This window comes from Nibrella viscosa, assembly GCF_039541875.1.
Lineage (GTDB): Bacteria > Bacteroidota > Bacteroidia > Cytophagales > Spirosomataceae > Nibrella > Nibrella viscosa.
In genome coordinates, this window is record NZ_BAABHB010000007.1 from 78,893 (window position 1) to 92,240 (window position 13,348).

The 13,348-nt window shown below is 53.2% G+C and carries 11 protein-coding genes and 1 pseudogene; 7 read left to right on the forward strand and 5 right to left on the reverse strand.

Annotated features, from left to right (window positions below):
- The first annotated feature begins 19 nt into the window (after window positions 1–19).
- From ABD931_RS17565 to ABD931_RS17575, 3 genes are all read left to right on the forward strand, one after another.
- A complete protein-coding gene (locus ABD931_RS17565) occupies window positions 20–2,443 on the forward strand; it encodes an ABC transporter permease (protein WP_345269150.1) in 2,424 nt (807 codons plus the stop codon).
- Between the two features lie 89 nt (window positions 2,444–2,532).
- Window positions 2,533–4,947: an ABC transporter permease gene (locus tag ABD931_RS17570; protein WP_345269151.1), complete on the forward strand. Its 2,415-nt coding sequence runs from the start codon at window positions 2,533–2,535 to the stop codon at window positions 4,945–4,947.
- A gap of 5 nt (window positions 4,948–4,952) precedes the next feature.
- Window positions 4,953–5,351: a VOC family protein gene (locus ABD931_RS17575; protein WP_345269152.1), complete on the forward strand. Its 399-nt coding sequence runs from the start codon at window positions 4,953–4,955 to the stop codon at window positions 5,349–5,351.
- Between the two features lie 281 nt (window positions 5,352–5,632).
- Here the strand turns inward: ABD931_RS17575 and ABD931_RS29255 are convergent.
- Together ABD931_RS29255 and ABD931_RS17580 are read right to left on the reverse strand one after the other, a co-directional pair.
- A pseudogene (locus ABD931_RS29255) lies at window positions 5,633–5,977 on the reverse strand (nucleotidyl transferase AbiEii/AbiGii toxin family protein); the annotation flags it as partial.
- Between the two features lie 138 nt (window positions 5,978–6,115).
- On the reverse strand, window positions 6,116–6,529 hold the full coding sequence (locus tag ABD931_RS17580; RefSeq protein ID WP_345269153.1) for a DUF6088 family protein: 414 nt from the start codon (window positions 6,527–6,529) through the stop codon (window positions 6,116–6,118).
- A gap of 367 nt (window positions 6,530–6,896) precedes the next feature.
- Between ABD931_RS17580 and ABD931_RS17585 the strand changes: the two genes are divergently transcribed.
- The 3 genes from ABD931_RS17585 (at window position 6,897) to ABD931_RS17595 (ending at window position 8,048) form a co-directional block, all read left to right on the forward strand.
- On the forward strand, window positions 6,897–7,052 hold the full coding sequence (locus ABD931_RS17585; protein WP_345269154.1) for a hypothetical protein: 156 nt from the start codon (window positions 6,897–6,899) through the stop codon (window positions 7,050–7,052).
- A gap of 96 nt (window positions 7,053–7,148) precedes the next feature.
- Complete coding sequence (locus ABD931_RS17590; RefSeq protein ID WP_345269155.1) at window positions 7,149–7,553, forward strand: Xre family toxin-antitoxin system antitoxin; 405 nt, start codon at window positions 7,149–7,151, stop codon at window positions 7,551–7,553.
- A 6-nt stretch (window positions 7,554–7,559) separates the two neighbouring features.
- Window positions 7,560–8,048, forward strand: a complete 489-nt coding sequence (locus ABD931_RS17595) for an RES family NAD+ phosphorylase (RefSeq protein WP_345269156.1) — start codon at window positions 7,560–7,562, stop codon at window positions 8,046–8,048.
- A gap of 487 nt (window positions 8,049–8,535) precedes the next feature.
- On the opposite strand, the gene ABD931_RS17600 is transcribed toward ABD931_RS17595, so the two are convergent.
- Window positions 8,536–9,006 carry a Uma2 family endonuclease gene (locus ABD931_RS17600; protein WP_345269157.1) on the reverse strand — a complete coding sequence of 157 codons (471 nt, stop codon included), beginning with the start codon at window positions 9,004–9,006 and terminating at the stop codon, window positions 8,536–8,538.
- Between the two features lie 47 nt (window positions 9,007–9,053).
- On the opposite strand from ABD931_RS17600, the gene ABD931_RS17605 reads away from it, so the two are divergent.
- Window positions 9,054–11,450, forward strand: coding sequence for an ABC transporter permease (locus ABD931_RS17605; protein ID WP_345269159.1), 2,397 nt, complete (start codon window positions 9,054–9,056; stop codon window positions 11,448–11,450).
- A 1-nt stretch (window position 11,451) separates the two neighbouring features.
- On the opposite strand, the gene ABD931_RS17610 is transcribed toward ABD931_RS17605, so the two are convergent.
- Both ABD931_RS17610 and fmt read right to left on the reverse strand, forming a co-directional pair.
- On the reverse strand, window positions 11,452–11,970 hold the full coding sequence (locus tag ABD931_RS17610; RefSeq protein WP_345269160.1) for a dihydrofolate reductase: 519 nt from the start codon (window positions 11,968–11,970) through the stop codon (window positions 11,452–11,454).
- A gap of 201 nt (window positions 11,971–12,171) precedes the next feature.
- On the reverse strand, window positions 12,172–13,095 hold the full coding sequence (fmt, locus tag ABD931_RS17615; RefSeq protein ID WP_345269161.1) for a methionyl-tRNA formyltransferase: 924 nt from the start codon (window positions 13,093–13,095) through the stop codon (window positions 12,172–12,174).
- Between the last annotated feature and the right edge of the window lie 253 nt (window positions 13,096–13,348).

The window sequence follows — 13,348 nt, forward strand, 5'->3', positions numbered from 1 at the left end:
AAATATATCGTTAACCAACATGCTTCGCAACTATCTCACCACTGCCTTTCGGGCGCTGAAGCGCAACTGGAGCTATAGCCTCATCAACGTGGTAGGCCTCACTTTCGGACTAGCCTGCTGCCTGCTGCTTTTCCTGGTCATTCGGTATGAATTAAGCTACGACCGGCACCATGCCAGCGCCGACCAGCTCTACCGCATTGTCACGCACGTAAAAACATCGGAAGGTGAAGGCTATAACTCGGGTATGCCGCTGCCGGCGCTGGCGGCTCTGCGTACCGATTTTCCGGAGATGCAGCAGGATCTGACCATGATTAGTGACCTGCGGGAAACGCTGGTAGCCACCAACGCCCCGCAGGCACCGGGTGGGCTGCGTCGGTTTGAGGAGCCAAGGGGCACCATGGCCTTTGTGGAGCCGGAGTACTTCCGGCTGTTCAGCTACCAATGGGTACAGGGTAATCCGGCTACGGCGTTGGTTAATCCAAACACGGTAGTGCTGACGGAAACAATGGCAGAGAAGTATTTCGGCACGGCCAGCCCAATCGGCAAAATCATCAGAGTTCGGAACAAAATGGATTTTGTGGTAACGGGCCTAGTGAAAACTCCACCGGTAACAACGGACCTGCCTTTCGGTATCCTGCTATCCTTTGCGTCGCTGAAGGAGTTTGGAGCTAATACCGGCTGGGACGACTGGCAGTCAAACTCCAGCGGTGTCCAGATTTACCTGAAGGTATCCCGAGACCCGGCGCAACTGGAGCGGCAACTGGTGGCGTTTACCAAAAAATACCTTCCCGCCGAGGATGCCCAGCGGCAGCGGTATGAGCTACAACCTTTGAGCGACCTGCATTTCAACCCGGAGATCAGTACCTATAGTGATCGTACCGTGAGCCGGCGAATGATCTGGGCAATGGGGCTAATTGGCCTGTTTCTGCTAATTACCGCCTGCATCAACTTCGTCAATCTGGCAACGGCGCAGGCTATCCGGCGGGCCAAGGAAGTGGGTGTCCGGAAAGTGCTCGGTAGTTCACGGATGCAGTTAGTCCGGCAGTTCCTGGGTGAAACCGGTTTCCTGACAGGTATCTCCATTGTACTGGCCCTGGTCATTGCCTACTTCAGCGTACCATTCCTGGCCGATTTGCTGAAAATTCAACTGACATTCTCTCTTTTTGCGAATCAGGAGGTTGTTGGTTTTCTACTGCTGCTGGGCATGGTAACAACCGTACTGGCTGGTTTTTACCCGGCCCTGGTCTTATCAGGCTATCAGCCGGTGCAGGCGCTGAAGAGTAAGGTTCGCGTAGTAGGCAGCGGTCACCTTACCTTACGGCGGAGCCTGATTGTGCTGCAGTTTACCATTTCGCAGATGCTGATTATCGGAACCATTGTGGCCTATAACCAGATGGAATATTTCCGGTCGGCGGATATTGGCTTCCGCAAAGACGCGATCCTGACCGTACCCATTCCCGAGAAAAAGCCCGGCCAACTGGAAGTTTTTCGTAACCAACTGGCGGCCATTCCCGGTGTGGAGTCCGTAAGCTATGGTATGTCGGCACCTTCGGCAAACGGCAACTGGTGGACAAGCTTTCAGTTCGAGAATGCCGAAAAGCCCAGCGACTTCGGGGTGGTTATGCGCCCGGCGGACACCGCCTATATCAGCACGTACGGCATGAAATTGCTGGCGGGCCGTAACTTTCAGCCCGCCGATACCATGCGCGAGGCCATCATCAACGAAACGCTGCTGCATAAGGTAGGCCTGAATGACCCGCAGCAGGCGATCGGCCGATTGATCTCGGTGGGCGGCAATCCAAAAATGCCGATTGTTGGGGTGGTCAGGGATTTCAACACCTTCTCCCTCCACCGGAAGACTGATCCCTGCGTGCTGGCTACCCACCGCAACGCCTATAACCTGGCCGGCATCAAATTTGCCGGACAGGGCGGCACCGCCGGTATCAGTCAGTTAATGGCTTCGGTTGAAAAAACGTGGATGGCCACCTTCCCCGATTTTCTGTTTAAATACGAATTTCTGGACCAAACGCTGGCTAACTTTTACCAGGGTGAAGAACGGATGTATTCCATCTTCCGATTGCTGGCTGGTATTGCCATTTTCATCGGTTGCCTGGGCCTGTACGGTGTCGTTGCCCTCATGGCCGAATCGCGCACCAAGGAGGTCGGCATCCGGAAAGTGCTGGGTGCCACTACCGCTCATATCTTCAGCCTATTCTCGGTCGACTTCCTGAAACTGGTATTGATGGCACTGGTCCTGGCCTCACCCATTGCGTATTATGTCATGGACAAATGGCTGGCTGATTTCGACTATAAAATCAGCATTGAATGGTGGATGTTTGCCCTGACCGGCCTGCTGGCCACCGGCATCGCCCTGCTGACGGTTTCCTTCCAAAGCGTGAAGGCGGCTCTGATGAACCCGGTTACTTCACTTCGTTCTGAATGATAAATGCATAATGATGAATGATGAATGAGCTTCGCGCTACCCATTCATCATTCATCATCACACCGGCGAGCCGGTCAACACGCATCATTATGCTAAAAAACTACCTTAAAATCGCCCTCCGCAGCCTGTTGAAGCATAAGGTCTTCTCGGTGGTGACCATTGCCGGATTGGCGGTGGGTATGGCTGCCTGCCTGCTCATTATCCAGTATGTGCAGTTTGAGCGGAGTTACGACCGGCAAAGCCCACACGCCGACCACATCTGGCGCGTCTACGTAGAAAATTACAGCAACGGCACACTGGATACCCGCGATGCCAACACCCACAGCGCCGTTGGCCCGACCCTGAAAGCTGAATTGCCCGAGGTGGCCGACTATACCCGCGTGTATAGCGCCGGGGAACTGACAGTTATTCGGAATCAGACGCCCTACGCCCAGAGCAAAGCCTATGCGGTTGAGCCTGCCTTTCTGCGCATGTTTCCATATCGGGTGCTGGCTGGAAATGCCATGCATGGGCTGGCTAAGCCTGGAAATGTGGTTTTAACCGCTTCGGTGGCAAAGAAGTATTTTGGTGAGACCAATCCGGTAGGGCAAACGCTACAACTGGTGGGCGGCTGGTTCTCCAGCCCACATACGGTAGCTGCCGTTATCGAGGATGTGCCGCTCAATACGCATTTTAAATTCGAGATGCTGCTGCCGTACCAGACGCTGTATAGTCAGGGACATAAAGACAACTGGGAGAACTACTGGGATTACAACTATATCCAACTGCATCCGCAGGCCAACCCGGCATTGGTTCGGGCCAAGCTGACCGAACTCAGCAAGCGCTACCTGAACAAGAGCCATATGGTGCTGAACATGCAGCAGCTTACCGATATTCACCTGCGCTCGGACCTGACGTATGAGCACGAAACCAACGGCAGCGCCCGCATTGTGTACTTCCTGCTGCTGATTGCTGCGTTTATTTTAGGGATTGCCTGGATTAACTACAGCAACCTGACTACCGCCCGGGCCATGGAGCGGGCTAAAGAAGTGGGTTTACGCAAAGCCATTGGTGCCAACCGCCGACAAGTGATGGGGCAATTTCTTGGCGAAGCCGTCGTGGTCAATCTGCTGGCCATCGGCCTGGCCCTCACCCTCGTGCAGCTAGCCGGCCCCACCTTCAACCAGTTAACCAATAAACCATTAAACCAATCAACCAACCCCCTGGCACTGGCAGGACTGTTTACCATCAGCGTGCTGGGGTCAGGCTTTTATCCGGCGGTGGTGCTGTCGGGTTACGAGCCAATGAGTATGCTGAGGGGTTCGGTTAGTCGCTTCGGCAAAGGGTTGGTGCTGCGCAAGTCGCTGGTCGTTTTCCAACTGGTCTGTACGGTTGTGCTGCTGGCAGCCACGGTTACAATCGTCCGCCAGCTTGATTTCCTGCTAAACCATGATTTAGGTATTTCCATCGACCAGATGCTGGTGCTGAAAGCCCCCCGCTTCGATTACCGGCAGGATTCTGTTTACCGCAACAAATACGAGGTGTTCAGGACGGAGGTGGCTAAGGTGCCGCACGTACAGCGTATGGCGGCTTCGTCGGTCGTGCCGGGCGAAGGGCTCAACGCCATTGGGGGTACCAGTGAAGGCGTATTCTGGAAAAAACGTATCACCGGGAATAAGCAGACGTTCTACTTCGTCAACGTCGATGAGCAGTTTATGCGTACCTACGGCGTCCGGCAACTGGCGGGCCGGGGTTTTGAAGCCAACCAGCCGCAATGGCGCAATCAATACATCATTAACCGGGCTGCGTTAACAGCTTTGGGCTTTCCGTCGCCCGAAGCCGCCGTTGGGGAGTCAATTGTGTTTGGCAGTGGCAACACCAGCCGGGAAAATGGCATGCGTATCATCGGGGTAGTCGACGATTTTCATATTGAGTCGCTGAAGCTACCGACCCGTCCGATGCTGTATATGTGCCCACCCGCCACCCAAATGGCCTACTTGTCGGTGAAGCTGGGAACGCAGCAACTCCCCGCCACCCTGGAACGACTTCATCAAATCTGGAAACAGCTCTACCCTGCGAGCCCGTTCGAGTACTTCTTCCTGGACCAGAAGTTCGATGAGCAATACCGGGCCGAGCGCCAGTTTCAGCGCATTTTTACCCTCTTTACCAGCCTGGCTATTCTGGTAGCCTGTCTGGGCCTGTTCGGCTTAGCCACCTTTACCGCCGAACAGCGTACCAAAGAGATTGGTATACGCAAAGTGCTGGGCGCTTCTGTCCTGAACCTCGTCTCACTGCTGAACCGCGACTTCCTGAAACTGGTTCTCGTCGCCATCGGCATCGCAACGCCCATTGCCTGGTACGCCATGCAGCAGTGGCTGCAAACCTTCGCCTACCGCATCAACCTCGACTGGTGGATATTTGCTCTCGCCGGTCTGCTGGCGGTATTGATTGCCCTCTTAACGGTCTCCTTCCAGAGCGTGAAGGCGGCTTTGATGAACCCGGTGAAAAGCCTTCGTTCGGAATAGCAACTATGAAACAACGCATTGTCCAACTCAGCTTAGTCGTCGATGATTACGATGAAGCCATCCGCTTTTACACCCAAAAGCTCAAATTTGTCCTTCTGGAGGACACCGTCCTGAGTGAGACCAAGCGGTGGGTACGGGTAGCCCCACCCGGTGCTGAGGAGTGTGCGCTGCTGTTGGCTAAAGCCGCTACGGAGCAACAACAAACACGGGTAGGCAATCAAACCGGCGGACGTGTGTTCCTGTTTCTGCATACCGACGACTTCTGGCGGGACTACCAAAACCTGCTGGCCAACGGCGTTCAGATTGTACGGGAACCGTCGGAGGAGCCTTATGGTACCGTAGCGGTATTTGCGGACTTATACGGTAATCTGTGGGATCTGATCGAACCCAGGCATTCCGGATGACCAGGGGTGTTAGCTGCCGCCGAGGAACCTGTGTGGGGCTGGGGCTAGGCTATGCCAGCCGGTATACATTTGGACCAGGAACAGACTAACATGCAGTCCAAGATTCGCTTAGCAATAAATCGATCAAAGTAAGACATTATAAAATTTGTTGCACTGCGTCTGTCAATAGCTTCACCTTAGCCAAAGCTTCACCGTAAGAAGGAACAACCGTATCCTGAGCGTAGGACATTCCGTTGACGAACCGCACATACTCCTCCGGAAATGCGGTTCACTTCTGCTGCCTAACCTGCTATCTGGTTGATGAAGGAAGAAACCGGCAGGTCAATACTCGGTAAATGCAGGTCGGCTAAAGTAAATTCAAGCTTGATGTGTGGCCGCAGTGATTGAGCTGGCTCGCAGACAGTAGGATAGGTCAAATCAATCATGATGTGCCGATTATTATCCCTTGCATCTGCCTTAAGTAACTCATACGTCTGGGTCAGCGAGCCAGTTATATGTTCTTTAAACGCCGATAACGCTTTCCGAACTTGCGAACCACTCTGCCTCTGGAGACTCGGTGTAATGAGCCTGAAGTCAATGTCTTCCGAGAATCTCTCAATCAGCTTGTGTGCTTTGGAAAGGGAAGAGCCCCCGTGAAGACAATTGCAAAATCAGGATGTGGATTTTCGACTAGTAACTTGATTACTTGAGTCACATGCCAATCCTTTTCAACAAAGGCTTCACTGATACCTATATTCAGAGCAACCTCCTCTACCAGTGCCCTGTCAAGCGACATACTCGTATTTTAGGTAAGCGCCTTTGTAACCAATCTTTCGGCTAACCCGCCTTTTAACGCCAATCAGCCGACCGGTCGGCACCTGCGTTGACTGACCGGCCTGGTACGCTAATTCGGCCGATGAGGGAGCCGTTTTGACTTTTAGCCGACGTAATGCTGCCTTGCCCAGGTTAGGTAACGTTGAGACAGGCACGATTTCCCCTGTCAGCGCTGATACTTTCGCTTTTGCATAAAGACCATAGCCAATTCGGACAATGTTACCCTTGTCAGCCAGTCTCTTCAGCACGCGGCCAACCTGGTCATAATCGCCCAAGTCTTTAAAGTCATCTCGTAAGAAGACATTGCCGCTTTTACGAGCGATTCGTCTGGAAACTTTACTTTCCAATGTCAGTCTTTTACCCATTGTTTATCAGTGTGTTACTATGCAAACATACGACATCTTACAATAGTTTTCACACCCGCCCATAACGACAAAAGATCATTAAACTTACTATGCAGTTAAGAGAATCGCGAGCGTTGTGTGGGGTGTCCGCAATTACTTACCGAATAGCTTACGGATTACCTCAATACGTTGTCCTACTAACGACAGAGCAAATACAATCTGAAGACTTCTCGTAAAGGCTCTTGTTGACATAGTATGCTTCAGGTTGCCGATGTGATTACATACCTCGTACAGATCCTTGTTGTCTTCGACACTGAGACCAAACACGGGGTATTCCCGCTCTGCGGCTTACACGGTTCGCTCACAGAGCAATCATCTTTTTCTATTCATGCTGGCCTTTGTTAAGTGGGAAGTCCTGCGGTTTTCGACAGCCAAAAATCATTTTGCTTTGAAAAGTTCGCTAACGCTGGATGCGATGAAATTGGCTTTGCGAGACTTAAACAGTCTCAAAAATCAATCTACTCTATTAGCTAAGGCTGCGTAACATCAGTAAGTAAATTAGAAGCTATCCGTGATTCCTGACTTATCTGCTTGCGTGTATGCCATTTGTCAGGTATCTTAGTGACAAGATTGCCGGCTTATGGAACTGCTCACCGATAATATTGGATCAGAAACCAGCTTCGAACTGGTAGATCAAGCCCGTCAAGGCGTGTTGCGACTCCGCGTAGACGAGGTGGCCCGTCCGGTATCACTCACCGATCGCGACATGGCCCACATTTTAGGCATCTCGGAGCGAACCCTTCACCGGCTTCAACCACAGGCTCGGCTCGCTTCAGGTGCATCGGAACGGTTGCTGCTGCTGGAGAATCTTCTGGCTCATGGGCTCGCGGTGTTCGATGGCCGTGCCGAGGTACTGGGCCGTTGGCTAAGGATACCATTGCCTGAACTGCGCCGTCAAGCTCCCCTGGAATTTTTAGATACAACCATCGGTTTCGCGCTGGTCCACCAGGTACTGAGCCGTATTGAACACGGTATCTACGCCTGAAGCCGGATGACCACCGAAGGATCTCCATTACGACTTTACCGGTTAGTGAAGGAGCGGTTTTCCGCCACTCCCTTGTCGACCGAGGGCGCCCGACACAACAGTGGCCGTTGGCATCCGGCCGGCCAGGGCATTCTCTATACGTCTACCAGTCCTGAACTGGCCCTGCTGGAACAATTAGTGCACCTGCCTACCTTGCCCTACGAAGATTTACCCCGGCTGGTGCTGTTGACGCTGACTGTGCCCGACAATCGGCGTGTGCTGACAGAAGCAGACTTACCCGCTACGTGGCGGGACGAAGCAGCCTTTGGAGACAACCACCAGCTAATGACACCTTGGCTGATGTTTCCCGATGTTTTGGCGGTGGGGGTTCCATCGGCGGTGGTCACTGAGTCGCTGAACTACCTGTTGCATCCGGCCCACGCATTATTTGAACAAATAAAGATTATCGAGAGTAAACCGTTTGTTATCGACCGCCGACTATGGGAAAAATCATAAAGGACTATACTATCTAAAAGCATAGCATACCTTATTGGTGGCTGGCGTTATCGGCGTATAACTACAAAGACGGCCTGGTTTATGTGGATAAAAACAAAACAGACGGCCGGTATTATCCTTCTAAAATGCTCTGGGCGCTGGGCAACTATAGTCAGTTTATTCGCCCCGAAGCGGTACGGGTTGAAGCGGCCACCTCTTCAATATGCCCAAACTTGCTCCGGAGGAGCTGACAGTTAATAGAAAGGCCGAGTCCTTTAGAATCACCGTTGCCCCGGAGGGTCGAACGGCCGATGCCGCTAACCTATTTTTGCCCGATTTAATTGGCCCTCAAAGCCGCTTTACTTGACCCGGTGAAGTCCCTCCGTACCGAATAGCCGCAAACAAGGCTTAACAATTATTAACAGCCTCTGCATAAACCAAGTCCGTATCTTGATCACCGAATCAGGATACGGACTTGTTGTGTGGCAGAATTATCAGTTATGGGCGATTACCCTTCAAATATATCGCTTAGGTTAAGCTGAATGCCGGTTACGGGGTCATTTACCACACCGTCAGCAAAATTCATCTGCCGTTTGTCAGGCAGGAGAATGGAAACCGTCTGCACGGTGGGGACCACCAGCCAGACCGATTTGACGCCGGCCGGGAAATGCTTTTTATAAATACGCTCGGTTAAGCTGTTCAGGCTCTGTTCGGGCGAGAAGATTTCAATCGTGGTCAGGGGTATATCCTGAACAACAATTTCGTCGGCCAGCCAATCGGCTTTGCGTTTCGGCAAGATGCTCAGGTCAGGGCGGGTTTTACCAGAAGCAAACTCAAAATCAAGTTCGGTTAAAATACTATACTGCTGGCGGTAAGCAGACATTAGTAGAAATGCCAGTCGGCTCTGTAGTTCGGCATGATTGTAACTTGACATTTTTTCCTCTTCGAAGTCGGTAGGAGTTTGGGCGACAGCTTCCATAGCATGAGTGTTTCCGGTTCTTAAAGATAACCAAAAAGTGCGACAATATGCTGCATAACTACCTCACAACAGCCTGGCGGAGCCTATGGAAGCAACGCACCTATACGCTGCTGAACACGGTCGGATTATCGGTAGGTATTGCCGGCGGATTGCTGCTATTTCTCTTTCTGCGGCATCACCTCAGCACCGACCGGCACCACGTTAACTTCGACCGTATCTTCCGAATCAACACCGATCTGCACCTCGAAGACGGCTCCATTGAGTACAATCCCGAAGCGCCCCCGCCCCTGGCGCAGGTGTTGCGTACAGAGTACCCACAGGTAGAGCAGGCGGCTTTCCTGATGATGAACCGGGACCTGACTGTTAGTGTCCAGCGACCGGACCAACGAGAACCCGTGCGTTTCCGGGAACACAAAGGAACAGCCCTGGCAGAGCCGGAGTGGTTTGCTGTCATGAGCTATACCTGGCTGCAGGGAAACCCCAGAACAGCCCTTCGCCAACCCAATACAGTTGTACTGACGGAATCTTGGGCGAAACGGTATTTCGGGACCGCCAATCCGATGGGGCAGGTGTTAACTCTCAACAATAAGGTCAGTGCGACAGTCACGGGTATTCTGGCCGACCCTCCCCCGACGACCGACACCGACATCAGCCTGTTTATCTCATTGTCCACCATGCACCGGCTCTTTCCGGACTTCAACCCATCCGACTGGTATTTCCTCACCAGCTCCCATCGGCTCTATTTTACACTGAAAGACCCCGGCACTGCAGCCAGTCTCCAGCAGGCGCTACCTGCCTTATCGAAGAAGCATTATGGCGAGATGGCCACTATATTCCGGTTTCAGGTGCAACCCATGCGCGAGTTTCACTTTGATGTGCAGCGGGGCGGTGGCGCTATCCGCTCGTCGCTGCTCTGGTCGCTGGGTATTGTTGGCCTGCTGCTGATTGGCGCAGCCTGTATTAACTTTGTCAACCTGGCTACGGTGCAGGCACTCCGACGCAGCAAAGAAGTCGGCGTACGCAAAACGCTGGGTAGCTCACGGATTCAACTGATTTTGCAGTTCCTGCTGGAAACGGCGCTGATTAGCGGGACGGCTACCGCGCTGGCGCTGCTCCTGGTGGTGGCCCTGCTGCCGTTGTTCAACAACTGGCTTCAGTTAACCCTGACTCTTCGGTTTGATGCACTACTTGTTGCCTTTATTTCCATGCTGCTGCTCAGTGTCATTCTGCTGGCGGGTGGGTATCCGGCGGTGGTATTGTCCGGCTTTTCGCCGTGGGCTGCACTACGGGGTAAGCTTATCGCCCCGTCGGGACATGGCTTTACGGTCAGGCGGGTGCTGGTGGTGGTGCAGTTTGCCGTATGTCAGGTGCTTATTCTTGGTTCGTTTATCGTGGCAAACCAGATGCGCTATATCCAGCAGGCCGATTTGGGATTTCGGAAAGACAACGTTGTAGTTGTTCCGCTGCCCTACAACACCAAACCAGCCCAGGATGCGTTCAAGCAGAAACTCGCGCAATATGCCGATGTTCAGGCGGTGAGTCTGCACCACCGGCCGCCGGCCAGCGATCAGTTGTTCGGCGGGTCGTTTAAGTTTGACGGAAAGGCCGACTGGGAACCCTACCCCATTCGCGAGCGCCTGGCCGATGCCGATTACCTGACCACCTACGGCATGCATTTACTGGCGGGCCGTAACATCATGCCCAGCGACACCATCCGCGAATACCTGATCAACGAAACACTGCTCCACAAACTCGGCTTTCAGAACCCGCAGCAGGTCTTGGGCAGGCGGTTACAGCATTACCTCTCGCCGGTTCCATTGCCGATTGTGGGGGTAGTCAAAGACTTTCATCAGAAATCGCTACGGGAAGAAATTGGCCCCTGCATCATCGCCAGCCGCGCCGACTGGTACGAACGGGCCGGTATCCGCATTTCCGGAAAAAACCCGAGCCAAACGCTCCGGCGCATTCGCCGGACATGGCAGCAGTTCTACCCGAATGAGGTATTCGAGTACCGGTTTCTGGACGAGCAGGTAGCAACATTCTACGAAACAGAAAACCTGGTCAACCGGCTCGTCAACGTCTTCACCGGTATCGCCATCCTGATTTGCTGCCTGGGCTTGTACGGACTGGTTTCTATAGCTGTGGTGCAACGGACCAAAGAAATTGGGATTCGGAAAGTGCTGGGCGCTTCTGTACTAAGTATCGTCGCAATGCTCAGCCGCGACTTCCTGATCCTGGTACTGATCGCTATTCTGATAGCCTCACCCATTGCCTGGTGCACCATGCATCAATGGCTGCAAGGCTTTGCATATAAGGTTGATATGGCCTGGTGGGTATTTGTAACTTCGGGCCTGCTGGCGGTCAGTATTGCCCTAATCACCGTAAGCCTTCAGAGTATCAAAGCGGCTTTACTGAATCCTGTTCACGCCTTACGGAGCGAGTAAATCAGGAAATACCACGCCGTCTTTCGTACGTCACAAAATCAAATGCGGCCTCGTGGCGGTCGTCGGCGGGGTGGTGCCGGCGCTCCACTTCTTCCCACGCAGACTTATCAAATTCCGGGAAGCGGGTATCTCCCTCGAAAGCTTTGTCAATCTCGGTCAGGTACAGTGTGGTGGCTGCGGGCATTGCCATGTTATAAATTTCTCCACCGCCAATGATAAAGATTTCGTTTTGCTCCACCTGGCGGGCTTCGGCCAGAGCGTCGTCCAGCGAGTGAACGACCACACAACCATCGGCCTGAAAGTCGTTACTGCGGGTAATGACAATATTCGTCCGGTTGGGCAGTGGTTTGCCCAGAGCCTGTAGGGTCCGACGCCCCATAATAACCGGGTGGTGGCTGGTTTTCTGCTTAAAAAAGCGAAAATCGTCGGGTAGGTGCCAAGGCATATCGGGCCCACCGTCTGGGTTACTTTGGCCGATAACGCCGTTCTGGGCTACAGCTGCGATGAGGCTAATTTTCATACATGTAAAACGGATTTGCAATCCGTTAGAAGACTTAAAATTGACTGCCAGGACGGCTGACAACAGGATCGGTCCTGTAAAACGATTTCGTACGCTGATGCGTTTTTAGTCCGTTGCAGGATTGACATTATCTGCAGGATAGTTAACAGCCGGATTGGAACGATTAAACGGAGTACAATTGCACCGGCGTCCCGGTCCGTTTTACAGGTGGTTTCCCCGCAAAAACTCCTCCACCGTCATCCGGCGTTTGCCTTCAGCCTGAAGCTCGTCGATGGAGATCCAGCCGTCGGCGACGGCAATATTGATGTATGTTTTGTTGTCGGTATCAATCGTACCGGGAGAAAACGCACCCAGGCGGTTTGCGGCTACGCTCACGTTGTAAAGTTTATAGAATTTGCCGTTGAGCGTCGTCCAGGCCGTTGGATAAGGCGATAAGCCACGTACGAAATTCCGGACAACTTCGGCGGGCTGGTTCCAGTTTACTTCACAGGTCTCCCGGTGAAGTTTCGGGGCTGGTTTCAGGTCGGTGGCGGTCGGTTGCGGGGTGCGGGGATAGTCTCCCGCTTCGATAGCCCGAACAGTTTTCAGCACCAGATCGGCACCTTTTTCCATCAGCCGGTCGTGCAGTGTGCCGGCGGTATCGTCGGGGTAAACAGGCTCCGTGTCCTGAAAGATCATCTGGCCGGTATCGATCTCTTTCTCGATAAAAAAGGTGGTAACGCCGGTCTCCGTTTCGCCGTTGATAATGGCCCAGTTGATCGGAGCCGCTCCCCGGTATTGCGGCAGCAACGATGCGTGGAGATTAAATGTGCCGATGGTTGGCATAGCCCAGACCACCTCAGGCAGCATCCGGAAGGCCACTACCACCTGAAGGTCGGCCTGAAAACTACGCAGCTGCTCGAGAAAGGCCGGATCACGTAATTTTTCGGGTTGTAGCACCGGCAGCCCGGCGGCTTCGGCGGCTTTCTTTACCGGCGAGGCAATCACCTGCAACCCCCGGCCCGACGGCCGGTCGGGAGCCGTTACCACGGCCACCACCTGACAGCCGGCATTGAGCAGCCGTTGCAGACTGGCGACGGCAAACTCAGGCGTACCCATAAAAATTATCCGCAAAGACCTGGTCATTTTCCGTTAACTATGTTTTTATTGATAGGCATTGACAGGTATTGCCCTTGCCGTTAAGTATTGCTATTTTTGTCCTCCCGACCGGATCAGGTATTGATCCGGTCATTTTCAGTTGGTACAGATCGCCGGGAAGCTTTGCCATAGCTGGCTGCCCGGCGGAAAGCGGAGTGCACATGCAACAAATGAACGCTTATATACACCGACCGTTTCGCCGACCGGCTCCTTACTGACGGCGTTTCTGACGTGGCTGCAA

What these genes read in the sequence shown, in the direction of transcription:
- ABD931_RS17565 (WP_345269150.1), top strand. Translation starts at nt 20, where the DNA reads ATGCTTCGCAACTATCTCACCACTGCCTTTCGGGCGCTGAAGCGCAAC.
- ABD931_RS17570 (WP_345269151.1), top strand. Translation starts at nt 2,533, where the DNA reads ATGCTAAAAAACTACCTTAAAATCGCCCTCCGCAGCCTGTTGAAGCAT.
- ABD931_RS17575 (WP_345269152.1), top strand. Translation starts at nt 4,953, where the DNA reads ATGAAACAACGCATTGTCCAACTCAGCTTAGTCGTCGATGATTACGAT.
- ABD931_RS17580 (WP_345269153.1), bottom strand. Translation starts at nt 6,529, where the DNA reads ATGGGTAAAAGACTGACATTGGAAAGTAAAGTTTCCAGACGAATCGCT.
- ABD931_RS17585 (WP_345269154.1), top strand. Translation starts at nt 6,897, where the DNA reads ATGCTGGCCTTTGTTAAGTGGGAAGTCCTGCGGTTTTCGACAGCCAAA.
- ABD931_RS17590 (WP_345269155.1), top strand. Translation starts at nt 7,149, where the DNA reads ATGGAACTGCTCACCGATAATATTGGATCAGAAACCAGCTTCGAACTG.
- ABD931_RS17595 (WP_345269156.1), top strand. Translation starts at nt 7,560, where the DNA reads ATGACCACCGAAGGATCTCCATTACGACTTTACCGGTTAGTGAAGGAG.
- ABD931_RS17600 (WP_345269157.1), bottom strand. Translation starts at nt 9,006, where the DNA reads ATGGAAGCTGTCGCCCAAACTCCTACCGACTTCGAAGAGGAAAAAATG.
- ABD931_RS17605 (WP_345269159.1), top strand. Translation starts at nt 9,054, where the DNA reads ATGCTGCATAACTACCTCACAACAGCCTGGCGGAGCCTATGGAAGCAA.
- ABD931_RS17610 (WP_345269160.1), bottom strand. Translation starts at nt 11,970, where the DNA reads ATGAAAATTAGCCTCATCGCAGCTGTAGCCCAGAACGGCGTTATCGGC.
- fmt (WP_345269161.1), bottom strand. Translation starts at nt 13,095, where the DNA reads ATGACCAGGTCTTTGCGGATAATTTTTATGGGTACGCCTGAGTTTGCC.